15 protein-coding genes, 1 tRNA gene and 1 pseudogene are annotated in these 18,959 nt (G+C 65.6%); 7 read left to right on the top strand and 10 right to left on the bottom strand.

All coding sequences use genetic code 11. The annotated features are described in order from the left end of the window. Positions 1-65: 65 nt before the first annotated feature. From D002_RS0109275 to D002_RS13970, 3 genes and pseudogenes are all read right to left on the bottom strand, one after another. Positions 66-512 carry a DsrE family protein gene (locus D002_RS0109275; protein WP_018141641.1) on the bottom strand — a complete coding sequence of 149 codons (447 nt, stop codon included), beginning with the start codon at positions 510-512 and terminating at the stop codon, positions 66-68. 246 nt (positions 513-758) lie between these two features. Further along, positions 759-1,208 (bottom strand): DsrE family protein, encoded by a 450-nt coding sequence (locus D002_RS0109270; RefSeq protein WP_018141640.1) that lies wholly within the window; start codon positions 1,206-1,208, stop codon positions 759-761. Positions 1,209-1,508: 300 nt separating this feature from the next. Then, positions 1,509-1,748 (bottom strand): annotated as a pseudogene (locus tag D002_RS13970) (hypothetical protein); the annotation flags it as partial. A 76-nt stretch (positions 1,749-1,824) separates the two neighbouring features. Here D002_RS13970 and D002_RS0109265 point away from each other — a divergent pair. Then, the gene (locus D002_RS0109265; protein WP_018141639.1) at positions 1,825-2,736 is read left to right on the top strand and encodes an NAD(P)-dependent oxidoreductase; all 912 of its coding nucleotides are present in this window, start codon (positions 1,825-1,827) and stop codon (positions 2,734-2,736) included. A 22-nt stretch (positions 2,737-2,758) separates the two neighbouring features. Here the strand turns inward: D002_RS0109265 and D002_RS0109260 are convergent, their stop codons facing one another. From D002_RS0109260 to D002_RS0109250, 3 genes are all read right to left on the bottom strand, one after another. Then, positions 2,759-4,060, bottom strand: coding sequence for an NRAMP family divalent metal transporter (locus D002_RS0109260; protein ID WP_018141638.1), 1,302 nt, complete (start codon positions 4,058-4,060; stop codon positions 2,759-2,761). 88 nt (positions 4,061-4,148) lie between these two features. Next, positions 4,149-5,702, bottom strand: a complete 1,554-nt coding sequence (gene mltF / locus D002_RS0109255; RefSeq protein WP_026181636.1) for a membrane-bound lytic murein transglycosylase MltF — start codon at positions 5,700-5,702, stop codon at positions 4,149-4,151. Positions 5,703-5,760: 58 nt separating this feature from the next. Continuing rightward, entirely contained in the window at positions 5,761-6,621 is an 861-nt protein-coding gene (locus D002_RS0109250) for a diiron oxygenase (RefSeq protein WP_018141636.1), read from the bottom strand. Between the two features lie 110 nt (positions 6,622-6,731). On the opposite strand from D002_RS0109250, the gene D002_RS0109245 reads away from it, so the two are divergent. Further along, complete coding sequence (locus D002_RS0109245; protein ID WP_018141635.1) at positions 6,732-7,061, top strand: DUF1820 family protein; 330 nt, start codon at positions 6,732-6,734, stop codon at positions 7,059-7,061. A 97-nt stretch (positions 7,062-7,158) separates the two neighbouring features. Next, positions 7,159-7,249, top strand: a tRNA-Ser gene (locus D002_RS0109240). A gap of 673 nt (positions 7,250-7,922) precedes the next feature. Here D002_RS0109240 and D002_RS0109235 read toward each other — a convergent pair. Both D002_RS0109235 and D002_RS0109230 read right to left on the bottom strand, forming a co-directional pair. Beyond that, a complete protein-coding gene (locus D002_RS0109235) occupies positions 7,923-8,186 on the bottom strand; it encodes a hypothetical protein (protein ID WP_018141634.1) in 264 nt (87 codons plus the stop codon). Positions 8,187-8,245: 59 nt separating this feature from the next. After that, on the bottom strand, positions 8,246-9,373 hold the full coding sequence (locus tag D002_RS0109230) for a metal-dependent hydrolase (RefSeq protein ID WP_018141633.1): 1,128 nt from the start codon (positions 9,371-9,373) through the stop codon (positions 8,246-8,248). Positions 9,374-9,469: 96 nt separating this feature from the next. On the opposite strand from D002_RS0109230, the gene D002_RS0109225 reads away from it, so the two are divergent. After that, positions 9,470-13,120, top strand: a complete 3,651-nt coding sequence (locus tag D002_RS0109225; RefSeq protein ID WP_018141632.1) for a hydantoinase B/oxoprolinase family protein — start codon at positions 9,470-9,472, stop codon at positions 13,118-13,120. 180 nt (positions 13,121-13,300) lie between these two features. On the opposite strand, the gene D002_RS0109220 is transcribed toward D002_RS0109225, so the two are convergent. Together D002_RS0109220 and D002_RS0109215 are read right to left on the bottom strand one after the other, a co-directional pair. Continuing rightward, on the bottom strand, positions 13,301-13,831 hold the full coding sequence (locus D002_RS0109220) for a lipocalin family protein (RefSeq protein WP_018141631.1): 531 nt from the start codon (positions 13,829-13,831) through the stop codon (positions 13,301-13,303). Between the two features lie 93 nt (positions 13,832-13,924). Beyond that, on the bottom strand, positions 13,925-16,081 hold the full coding sequence (locus tag D002_RS0109215) for a DUF1631 family protein (protein WP_026181635.1): 2,157 nt from the start codon (positions 16,079-16,081) through the stop codon (positions 13,925-13,927). A gap of 145 nt (positions 16,082-16,226) precedes the next feature. Here D002_RS0109215 and D002_RS0109210 point away from each other — a divergent pair, with 145 nt between their 5' ends. From D002_RS0109210 to minC, 3 genes are all read left to right on the top strand, one after another. Continuing rightward, the gene (locus D002_RS0109210) at positions 16,227-17,264 is read left to right on the top strand and encodes a cyclopropane-fatty-acyl-phospholipid synthase family protein (protein ID WP_018141629.1); all 1,038 of its coding nucleotides are present in this window, start codon (positions 16,227-16,229) and stop codon (positions 17,262-17,264) included. A 3-nt stretch (positions 17,265-17,267) separates the two neighbouring features. Next, complete coding sequence (locus D002_RS0109205) at positions 17,268-18,041, top strand: DUF1295 domain-containing protein (protein WP_018141628.1); 774 nt, start codon at positions 17,268-17,270, stop codon at positions 18,039-18,041. A 185-nt stretch (positions 18,042-18,226) separates the two neighbouring features. Continuing rightward, entirely contained in the window at positions 18,227-18,949 is a 723-nt protein-coding gene (minC, locus tag D002_RS0109200; protein ID WP_026181634.1) for a septum site-determining protein MinC, read from the top strand. Positions 18,950-18,959: the final 10 nt, after the last annotated feature.

The following is an 18,959-nucleotide window of genomic DNA, read 5'->3' as shown; positions in this document are numbered from 1 at the left end:
GCGGTGCCATGAAAAAGGCCCGGATCCTGCGATCCGGGCCTCCCGTGGTTGGAGTGCTTGGAACCTCAGGGCTTGCTGTAGGTATAGCCCTGGTGCTGCAGGTAGGAGATGTGCGCCACGCCGCTGGGGATCACGTCTTCCTCGGCGGCATCGAACAGTTCCTCCAGCGCGATATTGCGCCCGCGCAGGGTGTTGGCGCAGACCTGAAACTCCACGTTCTGCATCTTCAGGTTTTCGATGCGGCCACGCAGGTTCTCGTTGGTATTGGCGGTCTGGAGCAGTCCGAGGCCGTCGCCATGCATCACGACCTTGATTTCCATGTTGTCAGCGCCGACGGCATTGATATGGTTCTGGATGTTGCCCATCGCCGCCATGTAGCGCCCTTCGTCGTTGTAGTTCACGTGATAGACCACCTTGTGGTGGCCATAGTCGAAGTCCGCCGCGGCTACCAGACCGGGCAGGCTCAACAGCAGCGCGAGAAGGGTCAGCGGGATCAGTTTCATCGTCTTCATTGCACAGGTTCCTCCAGGAAAAACCCAAGCCCGGGCGGGTTTTTGGTACGCCTTGGGGCCTTGCGCCGGGGTGGCGCCCTGTAACCGGGGACTTCGGGACGAAGCCGGCGGACAGGTATGAATAAGACGTATGAGGTATGCGCCTATTCCCGTCAGTGGCCCAATAAAGAAAAGGGCCCGAGAAGTCTCGGGCCCGAAACGACGACCGGGAGATGGCGGTCGCCGGATTACAGCAAGCCGTCTTACTTACGGCTTGCTGTAGGTGAAGCCGTTGTTCTGCAGATAGGAGATGTGAGCTACGCCGCTCGGGATGACGTCATCCTCGGAGGCGTCGTAGAGGTCATCGTGCAGATCGATGTTGCGGCCGGCCAGGGTGTTGGCGCAGACCTGGAAATCGACGTCCTGCATCTTCAGGTTGTCGACGCGGGCTCGCAGGTCGTCATGCTCCTTTGCGGTCCTCAACAGATTGAGGCCGTCTCCGTGCATGACGACCTTGATGTCCATGTTGTCAGCGCCGACCGCATTGATATGGTTCTGGATGTTGCCCATCGCGGCCATGTAGCGGCCGGTGTCATCGTAGTTCACGTGGTAAACGACCTTATGTGTTCCGTAGTCGAAATCGTCGGCGGCAACGGTCCCCGGCAGAATCAGGGCCGCGGCGGCCAGGGCGAGTGGAAGGATGAAACGCTTTTTCATGATCGGTCTCCAGGATTGTTCCCGTGTGTCGCGTAGTCGAGGCGTATGTCGCGCTGAATTCAGCAGACTGGATCCGATGGCAGGCTTCCATGCTGATCATTTCCAGTTATGGGTAGGACGGGAACCGTTGGAGATTATTCCGATCAAATGTTGGTTAAGTGACTGATGTTGAGTGGAAAATTAAAATATTAGAAGGTGCGGTCCCTGTGTGGACCGGAGGCTGCATGGACACAGCCGGGGAGACGAGGACCAGCCCACCTGCCAGCAGCATGAGTGTGTCGGGGGCCTAGGACCGAAACAGCCAGACCCTGAGGGTCCCAATCGCGGCCTAGAGTACGAAAGACACGGCCACCTCGCCGGCTGGACGGAGGCGCGTGGACACGCAATCAGCGCCAGTGCCAGGGCCAGGGCCATCAGTAGGCCGCCGGCAGAAGACGATGTTCATTCCCGCCGTGTTGGCCCGGCGCACCAGCAGCCCGTCGAAACTTAGTGCCATCACGCTGGAAACGGCCAGAACCCGTGCAAGTGTTCGCGTTGCATGACCCTGTTTACCCTTCATGCGCCGTTTTTCGGGTGGGATTGCTACAGTGCCCGGATACCCTTTCAGGAGTGCCACATGTCCCAACCCATCATCCCGCCCGAGCTGCAGCCGATCGGGGCGGTCGGCCTCGGCATCATGGGTGCCCCCATGAATCGCAACCTCCTGGCTGCGGGAGCTGAGCTCCATGTGTGGGCTCGGCGGCCGGAGACCGCCCAAGCCCTGGAGGCCGATGGTGCCAAGGTGCACAACAGCCTGGCGGAACTGGTACGGGGTGTTCGTGTACTGGTTCTGAATGTCTCCGACACGCCGGATGTCGAGGCCTTGATGACGGGATCGGGCGGGATCCTGGAACATGCCCGCCCCGGTCTGATTGTGGTTGACCACAGCACCATCGACCCGATGCGCACCCGTGCCCTGGCGCGGGCGGCGGCGGAGCATGAGGTCGCGTTCGTGGATGCGCCGGTGTCGGGTGGCGAGCCGGGCGCGCGGGCCGGAACGCTCAGCCTGATGGTGGGCGGTCCGGCTGCGGCCGTTGAGTCGCTGCGACCGATTTTCGACGTGGTGGGGTCCACCCTGACGCATGTCGGGGACAGCGGGGCCGGCCAGATTGCCAAGGCCTGCAACCAGCTGGTGGTGGGCGAGACCCTGGTCGCGATTGGGGAGGCGTTTGCGTTGGCCGAACAGACCGGGGTGGACCCGGCACGCATGCGCGAGGCGTTAATGGGAGGCTTTGCCGGTTCGCGCATCCTGGAGGTACACGGCCAGCGGCTACTGGATGGCGACTTCGAGCCCGGTTTCCAGACCGGTCTCTACCACAAGGACCTGGGCATTGTGGCCGGGCTGGGCGAGGAGGTGGGGCTGAGCCTCGACGGACTCGTGCCGGTGCGGCGCGCGGTGGACGAGGCATTGGAGGCCGGCCAGGCCGATCACGATGTGGCCATCCTGGCGCGTTTTTGCCTTCACGCCCGTGACGATCAAGGGCGATAAAGGCGGTTCTTGGTGTAGCGGGTCAGCCGAACAGGCGCCAGAGGATGTAGAGCACCGAGAACACCAGGCCGAATACGATCCCGGCCCAGGACAGGGCGCGCATGCCGCGCCCTGGTCGGTGTTGCTCCGGCATGTCCGGTGACATCACCACCTTGAAGGTGATCCAGGCCAGTACCGGGGCGGACAGGAACGACAGCAGCGTGGCGAAATCGACCAGGCGGGTGAAGTGTTCCCCGGCCTGCGAGATCAGCAGCACGGCCCCGCTGGCGACCACCAGCAGCGCGATCCGGTAACCCCACCAGTCCAGGCCTCGCTCGCCCTTGCGCGAGGGATCCATGGTCTGTGGTGCGTGGCCGTCCTCGCGCAGGGTGCGGATGATCGCCACGATCACGCGGGGGTAGGCATCGGTCACGGCCAGGGTGGTTGAGAACATTGTGGTCAGGGCGGCCACGGCGATCAGGGTGCGGCTCCATTCGCCCAGACTCAGGGCGTACAGGTCTACCAGCTGAGCGGAGAAGGCGGCCGCCCCTGGGGCAAAGCCGATCCCGCTGCCATACATCAGCACCGCGCCCAGCAGCATGAACGCAAGGGCAATCACCACCGCGCCCAGGTAGCCCAGGCGGAAGTCGAAGATCGCCTCGCGTACCGTCGGGGCGTGGCCCGTCTGGCGGGCGCGCTCCTGGGTCCAGATCGAATGCCAGGCGGCCACATCGAGCGGGATGGGCATCCATCCCAGAAGGGCCAGCACGAACGCAAAGCCGGCCAGGGTCCAGAGGCTCGACCACTCTTGCGCGCCGGACAGGGTGACCAGGTCCGGAGCCTCGCGGAAGGCGAGTGCCACGGCGGCCACGGTGGAGACGCTGAGCGCCGCCATGATGATCTTCATGCCCAGATCCAGCCCGCGGTAGGCGCCGATCATCAGGAATGTAATGCATGCGGCCAGCACCAGTGCCGAGACCAGGGTGACCGACAGATCCAGGTCAAAGACCAGTGTGACCAGCCCGGCAGTGGTCAACGTGACCACTGCCTGGATGGTAAACAGGGTACCCACGGTCACCGCGATGTAGAGCCCGAGTGCCCAGTTGCCGAGCCGGTGGTAGCCGGTCAGCAGGTGATGTCCAGTGGCGGCCGCGTAGCGCGGGCCGAACTCTAGGAATGGATACTTGAACAGGCAGGCCAGAAGTACGATCGGGATGAGCAACAGCCCGTACTCGGCACCGCCTCGGGTCGCCTGGACCAGATGCGAAACGCCTACCGCAGCTCCAGCCATCAGAAGCCCGGGTCCGATGGCTGCGCGCAGGGAGGCGCGGGTGGAAGCATTCATGGGCCTGGGTCCGGCGTCTTGGATTCGGGCCGGATTATAGGGGAATTGCTCGGCCGCTCGCGCCCTTTTCTGCGCGCCGCTCTTGCAGTCAGAGCGTCAGGGGTACGCGCCGATAGGGGGCGGGCGGCGGTGGAAGTGGATCGTTGCTGTCGGGGAAGCGTTGGATCAGCTTGTCGTAGTAGCTGCGGATGTTCTGTACGTAGACCACAGGTTCCCAGCCGCGGGCGTAGCCGTAGCGCGTCTGCTCATGCCATTCGCTTTCGGCCAGGCGGGGCAGCCATTGCATCACGTCCAGCCAGCGGTCGGGGTCGTCGCCGTTGGCTTCGGCTAGGCGGCGGGCATCAAACAGGTGTCCGAGACCCACGTTGTACGCGGCCAGGGTCATCCAGGTGCGGTCGGGTTCCGGGATGCGTTCGGGCAGACGCTCGCGCAGATCCAGCAGGTAACGGGTACCCCCGTCGACACTGGCTTCCGGGTCCGTACGGTCCTGGATGCCGAGGCCGGCTGCCGTGTTCTGGGTCAGCATCATCAGGCCGCGTACGCCAGTGGGAGAGATGGCGCCGGCATCCCAATGAGATTCCTGGTAGGCGACTGCGGCGATGAAGCGCCAGTCCAGACCGTATTCCTCGCCCGCACGTTCGAACAGGTGGCGATACCGGTCCAGGCGGTTTTCGACACGGCGGGCAAAGGTCAGCGCATCCACCAGGTCATGGATTTCCAGGTGACCGAGGTAGCGATCGAGCATCTGTTCCAGCTCGCGGTTGTCGCGCAAGCGCTGGATGTAGCGTTCGGCCGCATCAATGAGGCTGCGATCAAACCCGGAGGGGAACAGCCAGGCAACCGAAGCACCGTCCTCGAATTCGTAGGCCATGCGTAGTTCGGGATGTAGACGCCGCAGGCGCCCGAATTCCAGGGAGTTCATCAGGGCATAGTCGATCTCGCCGGACTCGAGGGCTTGGCGCAATGCCTCCGCCGTCCCCTTGGGTACCAGCTCGACGGGTGGTTCGCCCGGCGCAAGGCCGACGGGTCCGAAGGCACCGGGATCTGACGGCGCGGTTTCGCCGTTGTCCTCTGTATCGACGGTGGCTTCGTCGGGATTGCTGGCGTGGGCCAGGTGCAGGCGGAGATGTTCGGGCAGGGGAGACTGTGCGGTGAACCCCAGACGGGCCCCGACCGGAAGGTCGGTGATCCTCGGCAGAACGGAGGAGCGCGCGTTATCGTTCCAGAAGACCAGAACTTGCTGGATTGAAAGGATTTCCGGGCCGCGTTCAATGGCGGGTTCTTCAGGGTCCACCAGGAACCCCGCGGCCAGATCGACGCGCTGTTCGCGCAGGCGTCGGTGGGCCTCCGCCGCTGTCTCCACTCGGGTGACCCGAATGCGGGTACCCAGTTCCTGAGCAAAGCCGTGCAGCAGGTCCAGTTCCAGCTGGTCGTGGCCGGTGGTTGTGGCGAGTTCGGAGCGCCCCAACGGGTGTTCGACCAGGACCACCTGGAACTCCTCGCGAAACGTGAGTAGTTCCAGGGCCGAGGGTGGCTGAAACCAGACCCGAAGCCCAATCATCACCAGTAGCACGATGAATACGCCCAGTTCGATCTGGCGCCAGGTAGTGCTGGGCGGGCGTAGGTGGAGGAGCGGGGACATGCGTTCGATCATACCCAATCGTCCTCACGGGGACTGCCGGGGAGGGGCGACCGATCTCTTATCGCCAGTTCAGGACCAGGCCCTGGGCACGGAGGATTTGCAGTGCGGGGTCGACGCAGGTGTCGATGAAGGCCGCCCGCCTCGGGTTGTCGCGTGCCAGGCGGCGGTAGTCCGGACCGACGGGCAGGCCCGCGAGCTGGTAGATGTCCGCCGTGGGGTAGTAGAAGGCATGCACGAACTGGCGGAACACGCGACGCATCAGGGGACGGTAGGTCGCCTTTTGCCAGGCTGGGAGCGTGTCCAGGCAGCTTTCCAGCGTGTCGCGGGCATGGGCCATATGGCGGGCCTCGTCGATCATGTGGGTGGTGACGACGTCGTGCACCGTGGGGCTGATCTGGTCGCGGCGTTGATGGATCAGGCGGTTCATCCGGTCGGGGACCTCTTCGCCGATCATCACCGCGATCCAGAAGATCGAGGACTCGAAGGGGGCGAAGCGGCCGACCAGCGTAGCGAGTTTCGGCTTCGGGAAACGCCGTTCCGGCAGTTCCAGGCCGCTGCGGCGCATGAACTCGATGAACATCAGGCTGTGACCCGCCTCTTCCCGTAGTTCGTGCAGGCGGTAATTCAATCGGTCCAGTCGGCCGGTCGAGTGCATGGAGATGCGCGAGATGCGTTCCATGAACAAGCCTTCCAGCCACAGTGCGCCACTGATGAAGTAGAGGAACTCGTATTGCGAGAGGCGCCGTTTCTGCGCGCTGGAGAGCGCCGAATACTCCGGCGTGCCGAACAGGGAGATGGCCTCTTCGGGGATCCAGTAGTCCTCCGACGACAGCGCATCCCAGCGAATCCGCGTGAGCGGATCCTGATAGGGCGAGCTGTTGCGGCTCAGATGATCGAGCAGCTCCTGGGAGGAATTCATCGTTGGCGTGCCGGACCGATGCGGATAAAGGCCGGAATCATACCGGCTCTGAAGCGTGGGACCAACGCCAACCCGTTGCAATCTGCGGTTGCTGCCCCATCATGGAGCCCATGGACAAGAACATACGTTATCGAATCAGTTTCCTGAACAATGGCAAGACCTACGAATTGTTTGCCCGCGAGGTGTATCAGGACGAGCTTTACGGCTTCGTGACCATCGAAGGCTTGCTGTTCGGCGAGCGTTCGCAAGTGGTGGTGGATACGTCCGAGGAACGTCTGCGGAACGAATTTGAGGGTGTAGAGCGCTTCCATGTGCCGATGCACGCCCTCATCCGCATCGACGAGGTCACGGCGGTCGGCACGCCGCGTATCCACGATGCGGGTGCGTCGGGCGGGAATATCCATGCCTTCCCGGGGTTGCCGGGCAAGGGTGGCAGCTGAAGCTGCAAACGCCTGTTTTCCGCCCCGTCCATTGCGCCGGTGCGGCGCCTGGTTTAGGATTTCGCGCTTCGTGACCGCCTGGCGGTTGCGGAAAACCGGAGAGGTGGCCGAGCGGTCGAAGGCGCACGCCTGGAAAGTGTGTATACGGTAACCCCGTATCGAGGGTTCGAATCCCTCCCTCTCCGCCAAGATTGAGCAAGGGGGCCCATGTGGCCCCTTTTGCATGTCTGGCCCTAGACGTTTCGGGATTCGAACCCTCGATAATTCAAAACGATGGTTCGACCGGTGGCGCTCAGCGACACCACAACAGCCCTGCCGCCTGAAAGTCCCCAGCGCCCGCGCCGCAGGCGCGGCACGCAACGGCCCAAGGCCGAGCGTGCCCCAGATGTGCGAAGACCTAGCCATCCTCCACTGGCAAGACTGTCGGGATGGCCGTTGTCTTGACCTTGATCCCCCCGTTGTCGTCGCGCCGAGCGGAGAGGGTTTTCGCGGGACGATTCTAAATAGAAACGGGGCGCTGGATGTCTGAGCGGAGCCGCAGGCGCAGCGAGTTCAGCGCCGCCCGCGAAAACCCTCGGAGCGAGGGAAACCCCGGCCCGCGCAGCGGGCCGGGGTCGCGGCAGTCGGGCGTGTTTCTTGGGTACTTCTTTGCACGAGCAAAGAAGTCACTCGGGGCGCGCTGGCGAGTCAGCGCTCGGCAGTACGTGGACCGAAGGCACGTAAACACCGGAGGATGAACCGGGACCAGCCAAAGGTGGCAGACCGAAGGCACATAAACACTGGCGACGAACCGGGGCCAACTACCGCCAGCGTAGGCGAAAGGGATCGGGGCTCGAAAAGTGGCCGTCCAGCGCCCGGGGCCTAGCCGCGTGGTTTGAAGCCGGGTGGGTGGCGGGCGATCCAGGTCGCGAAGTCGCGGATCACGGGTTCGGCGATCAGGGCCTCGCGGCTGTTCAGGCGTTCGGCCAGGGTCTGCTCGTCGAAATGCTTGTGGATGTGGTCATGGCAGGGCCGACAGACCCACAGAATGCGGCCTTCGCGCTCGGATCGACTGTAGCGGCGACGGATGCGCTTGCGTCGATGCTGCTTGCGGGGGATCAGATGATGCCGTGTCAGGTCGTCCATGACCCGTCCGCAGAGTTCGCAGGCCGGGCCTCCCTCCCGCGATTGCGGGTCGTCTGAGTTCATGGCCGTTCCGCATCGGCGCTCGGGGCAGCGGACGAGGGCCAGTCCATGCGGCAGCGCGGGGGCGGCTGCTCGATGGCGTAATCGGGTTCGGCCAGGTCCATCATGCAGGGGGCCCCTTCCGGGTCGACGATGCGCCGAACGATGGCCTGGATGGCGTCCAGACGTTCACCACGAGTGGATTCGGCGACACGCCGTGGTGTGACAGACTGCCATTCGCCATCGATTTCTTGTGCCAGTTCGAAACCGAACGGGAAATAACCGGGAGCGCCCAGTCGGATGTCGGTCGCGACCAGACGGTCGGGCTCGTCCGGGCGTTCGGCGCGGTGAAAACGCAGGAAGTCACCTGAGAACCCTTGCAGACGCTGACCATCCTCCAGTGCCAGTACGGCCTCGCGAAGCTCGCGATCACCGCGTTCGAAGCGCTCGAAGTCGGGGCGGATCGGGGTGTCGAAGATCCCGACCCAGGCCTCCAAGAACTCATCGTCGTTGATCACCGTGATCCGCCACAGCAGCAGATTGAACGGGGTCGGCTGCACGAGCCGGGGCTGTTCGTCCAGCTCCATCGCCGTCAGCACAGGCTGGATGCGGTGGTCGATCCAGGCCTTCAGGGCCAGGCCGGAACCGGCGTAGAGCGTCGACAACACCAGACCGGCGACCAGCAAGCGGGGCGCAAAGCGGTAGAACAACGCACCGATGGCCGCGACGAGCAGTGGCAGCGTGTAAAACGGATCGATCACGAAGATCGAGCCGGTCGACAACGGGCCTACCGGCAAGGGCCACAGGATCTGCGTCCCATAGGTCGTCAACAGATCATTGACGGCATGCGTCGCCAGGACCAGAAACAGAAAGAGCCACCAGCGGCCGAATCCAATCTCCCTGGTGCGCGGCAGTCGCGCCAGCAGGGCCGCAATCGCGGTCGCGAACACGAGATGGAACAGGACCGAGTGGGTGACGCCCCGGTGATAGATGAAATCGGAGAGCTCATCCCCGTAAGCTATGAAGGTATCGAGGTCCGGCAGCAGCGCAACGGCGGCACCTAACAACACGGCCTTCCGCCCGAGGCGGGAGCCGAGTACGAGGCCGCCAACGACGGCGCCCAAACTGGCGTGGGTGATGGGATCCATGCGGGACCAAATTCCTTTGTGGCGGACGCGATTGGTTCGAGCCTGCGACCGGCGGGCGCCGGGCAAGTTCGCGTGGCGAAAGGCTCACGGAGATTCATGCACCGCAATAGCCTGACAGGATGGGATTTCTGGGTCGACCGGGGCGGGACCTTTACCGACCTGGTAGCGCGCGACCCGGAAGGCCGATTGCACACTCGCAAGTTGCTATCGGAGAACCCGGAGGCGTACGCGGATGCCGCCGTACAGGGCATCCGCGATCTGCTCGGTCTGGCGGGCGACGCGGCCATCCCGACGGAGGCGATTCACGAGGTGCGCATGGGCACCACGGTGGCCACCAACGCCCTGCTGGAGCGCAAGGGCGAGCCGGCACTGCTGGTGATCAGCGAGGGGCTGGAGGACACGCTGGCCATCGGCCATCAGGCCCGGCCCGACCTGTTTGCCCGCGCGATCCGCCTGCCGCCACCGGTCTATGACCGCGTCGAGCCGGTACGGGAGCGTGTGAATGCGGCCGGGCAGGTGTTGCAAGCGCCGGACCTGGAGGCGCTGCGCCCGCGACTGCAGGCAGCGCTGGACGCTGGGATTCGCGCCGTGGCCATCGTCTGCCTGCATGGGTATCGCTATCCCGCCCACGAGCAGGCGGTCGCCGCCCTCGCTCGGGAGGTGGGGTTTGCCGAGGTGGTCACCAGCCACGCGACCAGCCCGTTAATCAAACTGGTGCCGCGCGGCGAGACCACGGTGGTCGATGCCTACCTGTCGCCGGTTCTGCGCCGCTACGTCGATCAGGTCGCCGGCGAGCTGGGAGAGGTGCCGCTGCGTTTCATGCAGTCGCATGGCGGTCTGGTCGATGCCGCGCGCTTTCGCGGTCGTGACGCAATCCTGTCCGGCCCGGCCGGGGGCATTGTCGGCGCGCTGAAGACCGCGCAGCCGCTGGGCTTCGATCGCCTGATTACCTTCGACATGGGCGGGACCTCCACCGATGTCGCGCACCTGGCGGGCGAATTGGAGCGGCGCCAGGAGAGCGAAGTCGCAGGGGCCCGGCTGCGGGTACCGATGCTGGACATCCACACCGTGGCGGCAGGGGGCGGCTCGATCTGCCGCTTCGACGGGATCCGCCTGCGCGTGGGCCCGGAATCGGCTGGCGCCCGGCCTGGCCCGGCGTGCTACGGGCAGGGAGGGCCGTTGACGGTAACCGACTGTAACCTGCTGCTGGGGCGGCTGCGCCCGGAATACTTCCCGGCCGTGTTCGGCCCGGATCGGGACCGACCCCTGGACCCCGAGCCGGTGAAGCAGCAATTCGCCGAACTGGCGGATGCGGTCGCGCAAGCCGCCGACGAGGGCCCGACCCCGGAGGCGCTGGCCGAGGGTCTGTTGCAGATCGCGGTGGAGCACATGGCGCAGGCGATCAAGACCATCTCGGTGCAGCGCGGGCACGATGTCTCGCGCTATGCCCTGGTGTGCTTTGGCGGGGCCGGCGGGCAGCATGCCTGCCGCGTCGCCGAGCAGCTGGGTATGCGGCATATCCTGTTCCATCCGCTGGGTGGCGTGCTGTCGGCCTACGGCATGGGCCTGGGCGAGCTGCGAGCATTGCGCGAGCGCAGCCTGGAACAACCCCTGGATACCGAGCACCTGCCCGCGATCAAGCAGGCGCTGGCGGCCGAGGGCGAGGCGGCGACGGCGGCGTTGGCGGAGCAGGGTGTGGCGGCCGCGTCGATGCGGGTCGAGCAGCGTCTGCACCTGCGCCTGGCCGGCTCCGATACCGCGCTGGAGGTTCCTGCTGGCGACCTCGATGCGATGATGCAGGCGTTCGCGACCGCCTACCGTGACCGCTACGGCTTTGCCCCACCGGATCGCGAGCTGGTGGTGGCGATTGCGGCGGCCGAGGCCATCGCTGCAGCCGATCCCGTGGAAGCCAAGTCAGCGGCTCGTAGGACGGCCTCGGTCGGGGCGGCGCCGGAGGCCGACTGCGTGCAGATGGTAGTCGCTGGCACGTGCCGGGATGTGCCGCTCTACCGGCGCGAGGCGTTGCAGCCGGGCATGCGCCTTGCCGGGCCGGCCATCGTGATCGAATCCACCGCGACCCTGGTGCTGGAGCCCGGCTGGGATGGGCGGATCGAGCCCGACGGGACGCTGCGCCTGGATCGTGCCGAGGCGAGTGGTCGGAGCGCCGAGCGTCCGGCCGCGGATGCGGTGCGCGATCCCGTGTTGCTGGAGGTTTTCAACAATCGCTTCATGGCGATCGCCGACCAGATGGGCTTCACCCTGCGCAACACCGCGCACTCGGTGAATATCAAGGAGCGCCTGGACTTCTCCTGTGCGCTGTTCGACGCCGACGGCCACCTGGTGGCGAATGCCCCGCACATGCCAGTGCACCTGGGCTCGATGGGGGCGAGCGTGCGTGCGGTGGCGGAGGCCTTTGCGGATGACCTGCGCCCCGGGGATGCCTATGTGCTGAATGACCCATACAACGGGGGCACCCATCTGCCGGACATCACCGTGGTCACGCCCGTGTTCGTGGATGACACCGGCGCGGCGACCGAGAATCTGCAGGACCGTTCGGCGGAGTTGGCCTTCTATGTGGCCTCGCGCGGGCATCATGCGGATGTCGGCGGGATCACCCCAGGGTCGATGCCGGCCTTCTCCAGCACGCTCGCCGAGGAGGGCGTGCTGATCCCGCCAACCCGGCTGCTGCGCGACGGGCAGTTCGCCGCGGACGCATTGCGCGCCCGGCTGACGGAGGCCGAATGGCCGGCGCGCAACCCAGAGCAGAATCGGGCCGATCTACAAGCTCAGGTGGCGGCCAACCGCAAGGGGGTGGAGGAGCTCGGGCGGCTGCTGGACGAGTACGGGCTCGGGGTGGTCACGGCCTACATGCGTCATGTCCTGGATAACGCCCGTGAAGCGGTGCAGCGGCTGATCCCCCGGCTCTCCCCCGGGTCGTTCGTCTACGCACTGGACAATGGCGCCGAGGTTCATGTGGCGGTGGAGCACACTGGTGACCGGTTGCGCATCGACTTTACCGGCACCTCGGCGGCGCGCGGGGACAACTTCAATGCCCCGGCCTCGATCGTGCGAGCGGCGACGCTGTACGTGCTGCGCACGCTACTGGAAGACGCTATACCGCTGAATGACGGCTGCCTGGAGCCGGTGGACCTGGTGATTCCGAAGGGCTGTCTGCTGAACCCCGAGCCCCCGGCCGCAGTGGTGGCGGGCAACGTGGAGACCTCGCAGGTGGTCACCGATGCCCTGTTCGGGGCGCTGGGGATGCAGGCCGCGGCCCAGGGCACGATGAACAACCTGACCTTTGGCAATGCCGAGCACCAGTACTACGAGACCATTGCCGGGGGCGCCGGGGCGGGGCCGGATTTCGATGGCGCCAGCGCGGTGCAGACGCACATGACCAACTCGCGTCTGACTGATCCCGAGGTGCTGGAGAGCCGATTCCCGGTGCGTGTGGAGCGCTTTGCCTATCGCCGCGGCTCGGGTGGAAAGGGGCGACATCGGGGCGGAGACGGCGTGATCCGACGCCTGGGTTTTGATCAGGCGATGGAAGTCGTACTGCTGGCGAACCGGCGTCGGGTGCCGCCTTTTGGCCTGGAAGGGGGCGAATCGGGTGCGCTGGGTGAGGACGCGATCCTGCGTGCAGACGGTCGCCGCGAGCGGATGGAGGGTTGCGACCGGTGCGAGGTCGAGCCGGGCGATGCAATCGAGATTCACACGCCTGGCGGGGGTGGCTTCGGCCGGACGTGAAGGCCCCGCGGCAGCCCGCCATGGGCTTGTGGCTCTCTTCTTCAAGAGGGTTTCTCTGGAGGTCGTCACGGCGCGTTGCGCCTCGCGATGACCATCTCTCAATACAGGGGCTCGTCATTGCGAGGCCCCGCAGGGGCTGCGGCAATCGCGGGCGCGGATTCCCGGCGCACGCGAGCCTGTTTAGTCCCAGCGCTGCGGTACGCGCTGGATGGCATCGGTGTCGTAGCCGAGTTCGTCCAGGTAGGCGAGGATGGACTGGTAGTCCTCCTCGGGCATCTCCGGCTCGCGCGCCATGATCCAGACGTAGTCACGCTTGCTGCGACCGATCACGGTCTGGCTGTAGTCCTCGTCAAGATAAACGATGAGAAACTCAGCCTTGAAGGGCCAGACAAAGCGCATGCCCCATTCGGCGTTGTTGTCGCTCCGCACGAAGCCGGTGGGGTTGTACTCACGGCGAGGGCCGTCGAAGCCGCCCTTGTTGAACGAGAAGGTGGTGTCGATGGTGCCGTCGTCGTTCAGCGCGTACTGCTCCAGGGCGTTGTAGGCATCGCGCTCGAGGAAGGTCGGGATGTTCGCGATCACGTACCAATCGCCCATGTAGCGTTCGAGATCGACGTGATCGACGGTGGGCATCTTCTGCGGCGAGCTGCATCCGGTCATCAAAATCCCCAGGGCCAGGCCTGCGAGCAGGGCGGTCAATGTGCGAGGCATCGGCGTTTCCGAGAGTGGTTTCGGAAGATGGACCGCTGGCGCGGGGAAAAGGTCCGGCGATGAAGGGTTCCCGGTGGCGGGTCAGGCAAACGTTCAGCCGGTCTGGCCGAGGCGTTGATCCATCAAATGGTCGAACAGAGATTCCTCGGGGATGATCTGCGCGCGCCCACTGCGGAACTCGTGGGCCAGGCCCTGGATGCTGTGCTGTCGCTTGGAGCGGCCAGCGGCATCGGTGAACAGCAGCCGGCCGGCATGGCTGCCGCGCCAGACGAGCTTCATACGGGTGACCTTGGTGCCGGCCGGGGAGGTGAACTGGATCCAGGTGCCGGAGATCAGGTTGTCGGCATGCTCGACGTGCTCGTCGTCGTGGTCGCGCATCAGGGACGGGTCGTCATCGGCATGGCGCGGCGAGCTGCCAAAGACGGCGCCGCTGCGGCTGGCCGCCCGCTTGCGCGCCTGGTCCAGACGCTCCTCGCTCGACTCGGGGGCGCGATCTGCCGCGCCCCCGCTCTTGGACGCATCGGACTCGTTGCTTTCCGTTGGTGCCGAGCGGCGCTTCCCGGCAGCCACCAGGTGGGCGCTGACCAGGTCCTGCTTGATCCGGGCGCGCTCCTCCTTGGAAAGCGGGGCGCTATCGAGGAAGCCGCGGATTCGGGCCAGTAGCGGAGCGGACTTCTGAAAGTCGGGTTCTTGCTGCATCAACGCCAGCAGTTCGTGCAGCAAGGCCATGCCATCGTTGTCGCCCGCCGCTTCCCCGTCGCCGGCTGCGGCCGCGGGGCTCTCGTCGGAGCGGTCGTCCTCTGCCGCGGCGGTCTTCTGCGCCGTCATCAGCGGGACCCAGGCGTCCATTAGCTGCTCGCGCGCCTCGTCGGGGATGTCCTGTCCCATGGAGATCACGGTGCGTTCCACCGTGGTTTCCACGTCGTAGGTGATCTCCAGCGTGCGTTCTTCTCTTTGGGCCTCGGCCTGTTCGTTTGCTGCCTGGTGGACGATCTTTTCCTCGACCTCGGCCAGGTCGTCCTGTAGCCGGGTCAGTGCCTCTTCATAGGCCTCGCTATCGCCGAGGCCTTCGTTGCGTACGCGCTCGACGTTTTCGAAGACCAGGCGGCTAAGGGGGAGCTGGCGCGCATCGTCCAGCGGCAGGTCGGGATCAATGCGCAGCGCAATATTCAGCAGCAGCCCGGTCATCTGCCGGGCCGGGTGGCTGCGGTCGCGGAAAAAGTGCGTTTCGCGCATCGCAATGCGCACCAGCGGGATCTGGAGGTCCGACAGTGGTTCCCGCAATGCCGGATTGAGGTCGTCGCGCTTCAGGATCATGTCGAACAGACCCTGCAGCAAGTCCATCACGAAAGGTTCCAGGGTGCTGGGCGAGGCACTGTTGAGCACCGTTGCGACTGCCTCGCCGGGCGAGGCGTAACCGCCTGCCCCGGTCGGAGCGGCGCCGGTGGTGGTGATGACCTGTCCGGCGACGGGGACCTGGTAGCCGAATTGTGCCCAGTTGCCCGCGCCACCGGCGGGGCCGCTGGCGGGTCCATAGGCGCCGGTGGGTGGCGGTCCATCACCGCCCACGGGTCCCTGAGCCGCGGGTCCGGAGGGCGCCGTGGCACCTGGACGGGTGCGGGCGCTGGAACGCGCCTCGGGTACGGTGAAGCCAGCGTCGCGAAATGCCTGCAGCAGGGTCTGCATCTCCGGCTGCAGCTCGCGGATCACGTCGCGGTCGAACCAGTGCAGCAGCATCAGGCAGTCTTCCGGCGGCAGGGGCACTGCCTCCAATGCCTCGAGAAAGGCCTCGCCTAGCGCGTGTGGATGCCACGGGGCATCCTCGGGCGTGGGGGCCAGGCGGTAGTCTCGCGTGACGGTCTCCAGCGCATCGATCTCGGCCGCCATGACCGAGCGGGCGCCGGCGACCAGCTTGCGCAGGGCCACCTCGCGTTCGGTGTCGGCCGCGTCCATCAGGCTCAGCTCGGGCTCGATCTCGCCAGCGGATTCTTCGGGCGCCTCTTCAGGGGTCACGGCATTGTGAAGCCGGTCACGAAAATGCTGGAGAATGGCGCCGCCGGCCATGCGGATCTGCCGCGACAGGGCGAGATTCTGAGCGGAACGCTGGGAGTCGATTGCGCGCTCGGAGGCCTCCATCAGACGATCGTCAAGCTCGCCCAGGAAGCTTTCAAGCCGCGCCTGAACGCCCTTGGAGAAAGGCGCCCACACGCGATGCAGAGTTCGGGCCGGGATCCGGTGACGTTGTGCCATCATGGGTTTGCAGCTGGTCCAAGTCACAATCTAGCACCCCTGCGGCTGCACGTGTGACCTCTATGCCGTGCGCGTACTTCACGAGTCGGGGAACCGCTCCCGTATCCCCGGGTCAACGATCCATCGAGGCGGGGGATTCCAGCATATGCAGCATATGATCGAGTGGGCGGAACAAGGGCGCATGCCCGACCCGCTGGTACGGGCCGGGATTCGGCGGTTGCTGGCCGAGCGACTACGCGAAAGCGGGGCCCCGGCCGAGGAGGCGATGGAACGTCGTTACGCCTTGATCGAGGCGATGCGAGCGGCACCCGTGGCGCTGTCCACCGAGGTGGCCAACGAGCAGCACTACGAGGTCCCTACGGAATACTTCGAGCGCTGCCTGGGGCCCTGGCTGAAGTACTCCTGCGCCTGGTGGCCCGAGGGTGTGGACGACCTGCGAGCGGCGGAGGCCGGCATGCTGCAGCTGACCTGCGAGCGGGCCGGCCTGGAAGATGGGCAACAGGTGCTTGAGCTGGGTTGTGGCTGGGGTTCGCTGTCACTGTGGATGGCGGAGCAATACCCCGGGTCGCGCATTGTGTCGGTATCCAATTCCGCGACGCAGCGGGCCTCTATTGAGGCGCGGCGCGATGCCCGTGGGTTGGACAACCTGACGATTGTGACCGCCGACATGAATACCTTCGCACCGGATCGGACCGGCTTCGACCGGGTGGTCTCGGTGGAGATGTTCGAGCACATGCGTAACTGGCCCGAGCTGTTGCGGCGGATATCGACCTGGCTGCGCCCGGGTGGCCAGTTCTTCATGCACGTCTTTGCTCACCGCGAATTCGCGTACTTCTTCGAGAGCGAGGGTGCCCACGATTGGATGGGGCAGTACTTCTTCCGCGACGGGCTGATGCCATCGGATGACCTGGCGCGGCACTTCCAGGACGATTTGCGGGTGGCCCGCCAGTGGCGGGTGAACGGCCTGCACTACGCGCGCACCCTGAATGCCTGGTTGGAGCGCCAGGACACCGCCAAGGCCGAGCTGATGCCCCTGTTCGAACAGACCTATGGCGAGCAGGACGCGGGGTTGTGGTTCCAGCGCTGGCGCATGTTCTATATGGCCTGCGCCGAGCTGTTCGCCTATCGCGACGGCAACGAGTGGTTTGTTTCGCACATCCTGTTTCGCCGGCCCGAGGCCTAGCGAGTGGCAGGCTGGGCGGTATTTCTCGCCGGGCTGGGCGCGGCCCTGGCCCTGATGACGGGGGCCTGGGCGGCCAGTGTGGTGCGTCGCGATGCCAGCCTGGTGGACCGCTACTGGGGGCTGGGCTTCGTGCTGGTCACGTTGGTGTGGTGGGGCCTGGCCGGCTGGCCGCTACAGGGGCTGTGGATCGTGGTCCCGGTGTTCTTATGGGGTTTGCGTCTGTCTGCCTTTATTGTCTGGCGCAACTGGGGGCATGGCGAGGACGGGCGCTATACCGACATGCGGGCAGGGCGCAGTGACACGGCCTTCGCCGCACGCAGTCTGGTGACGATCTTCTGGCTGCAGGGCGCGCTGGTGGCCGTGATCGGCCTGCCCATGCTCGCCGTGATTCAGGCCGATGGCCTAAGGTGGCCGCTGGCTGTCGCCGGGCTTCTGGCCTGGGGCGTGGGGTTGTGGTTCGAGGCGGTGGCCGATGCCCAGATGGCGCGTTTTCGCCGCGACCCGGGCAACCGCGGGCAGGTGATGGATCGCGGGCTTTGGCGCTACAGCCGTCATCCCAACTACTTCGGCGAGATCGTGGTCTGGGTCGGGTTCGGTCTGCTGGCCCTGGCCGCCGGTGGCTGGTGGGCCGTGCCCTCGGCGGTCCTGATGATCCTGCTGATCCTGCGTGTGTCCGGCGTCACGTTGCTGGAAAGACGTCTGCATGAATCGCGACCCGGGTACGCCGACTACGTGCGCCGCACCAACACGCTGATTCCGGGGCCGCCCCGCGGCTGACTCGGCCACCTTGGCGGCCCCGCGTCCCTTGCTGTGCTTTCCCCCTCCGCGCTATAAAGCGCACCGGTCCGGCGTCTCTGATTCCGGACGTTATCTCTTTTGATCTATGTGCCACTGCCAGCGAGCCAGCCGATCTGATGAGTGCGACCCCGAGTTCCGTCCAGGCCATTGAACTGAAAGGGCGCATGATGCTGGTCTCGGTGCTGCGGGTGTACCAGACCGATCCCCAGACGCTCGGCAATGCCCTGGCCGCCCGTCGCGAACAGGCCCCTGAGTTGATGCGCGACATGCCCATCGTGCTCGATCTGGAGGCGGTGGCGGAGGCCCCGGAGTCCGATCTGCAGGCGACCATCGAGCGCGTGCGCGCCGAGGGTTTCAAGCTGATCGGGTTGCACGCAGGGGAGGCTGCCGAACGCCTGCAAAGTTATGCGGAGCTGTTCGATGTCCTGCCGGTATTGCAATTGGGGGGCCGTGGCGGCGCGCCCACCGGCGAGGTCCCGCTGGAAGACGAGCCCCCGGCGCCCGAGAAGGTCGCCGATCCCGAGAGCGAAAGCACGCCCGCGGCGGTGTCGGCGGTTCATAGCTCGACCCGGATCGTCGATCAGCCGGTGCGTTCCGGGCAGCAGATTTACGCCCGTGGGGGCGACCTGATCGTGACCGGCGCGGTCTCGCCGGGGGCAGAACTGCTGGCGGATGGCCATATCCATGTGTTGGGACCGTTACGTGGGCGTGCGCTGGCCGGGGTGCGCGGCCTGGTGACGGCGCGTATCTTTTGCCGGCGCCTGGATGCGGAGTTGCTGTCCATTGCCGGGCATTACCGGATCGCCGAAGACATCACGGAAGTGGAGCGCGGCGAGAATCGGCTGGTGACACTGGACGGCGAAAGCCTCAAGATCGCGGAGATCTGACCGGCCACGC

Source organism: Thioalkalivibrio sp. ALJ7, assembly GCF_000376865.1.
Classification (GTDB): domain Bacteria; phylum Pseudomonadota; class Gammaproteobacteria; order Ectothiorhodospirales; family Ectothiorhodospiraceae; genus Thioalkalivibrio.
This window is presented reverse-complemented; position numbering and strand designations above follow the sequence as displayed.

Coding starts and splice junctions, on each gene's coding strand:
- D002_RS0109220 (WP_018141631.1), bottom strand. CDS start 13,831: ATGCCTCGCACATTGACCGCCCTGCTCGCAGGCCTGGCCCTGGGGATT.
- D002_RS0109275 (WP_018141641.1), bottom strand. CDS start 512: ATGAAGACGATGAAACTGATCCCGCTGACCCTTCTCGCGCTGCTGTTG.
- D002_RS0109210 (WP_018141629.1), top strand. CDS start 16,227: ATGCAGCATATGATCGAGTGGGCGGAACAAGGGCGCATGCCCGACCCG.
- D002_RS0109215 (WP_026181635.1), bottom strand. CDS start 16,081: ATGGCACAACGTCACCGGATCCCGGCCCGAACTCTGCATCGCGTGTGG.
- D002_RS0109265 (WP_018141639.1), top strand. CDS start 1,825: ATGTCCCAACCCATCATCCCGCCCGAGCTGCAGCCGATCGGGGCGGTC.
- minC (WP_026181634.1), top strand. CDS start 18,227: ATGATGCTGGTCTCGGTGCTGCGGGTGTACCAGACCGATCCCCAGACG.
- D002_RS0109225 (WP_018141632.1), top strand. CDS start 9,470: ATGCACCGCAATAGCCTGACAGGATGGGATTTCTGGGTCGACCGGGGC.
- D002_RS0109245 (WP_018141635.1), top strand. CDS start 6,732: ATGGACAAGAACATACGTTATCGAATCAGTTTCCTGAACAATGGCAAG.
- mltF (WP_026181636.1), bottom strand. CDS start 5,702: ATGTCCCCGCTCCTCCACCTACGCCCGCCCAGCACTACCTGGCGCCAG.
- D002_RS0109250 (WP_018141636.1), bottom strand. CDS start 6,621: ATGAATTCCTCCCAGGAGCTGCTCGATCATCTGAGCCGCAACAGCTCG.
- D002_RS0109230 (WP_018141633.1), bottom strand. CDS start 9,373: ATGGATCCCATCACCCACGCCAGTTTGGGCGCCGTCGTTGGCGGCCTC.
- D002_RS0109260 (WP_018141638.1), bottom strand. CDS start 4,060: ATGAATGCTTCCACCCGCGCCTCCCTGCGCGCAGCCATCGGACCCGGG.
- D002_RS0109270 (WP_018141640.1), bottom strand. CDS start 1,208: ATGAAAAAGCGTTTCATCCTTCCACTCGCCCTGGCCGCCGCGGCCCTG.
- D002_RS0109235 (WP_018141634.1), bottom strand. CDS start 8,186: ATGGACGACCTGACACGGCATCATCTGATCCCCCGCAAGCAGCATCGA.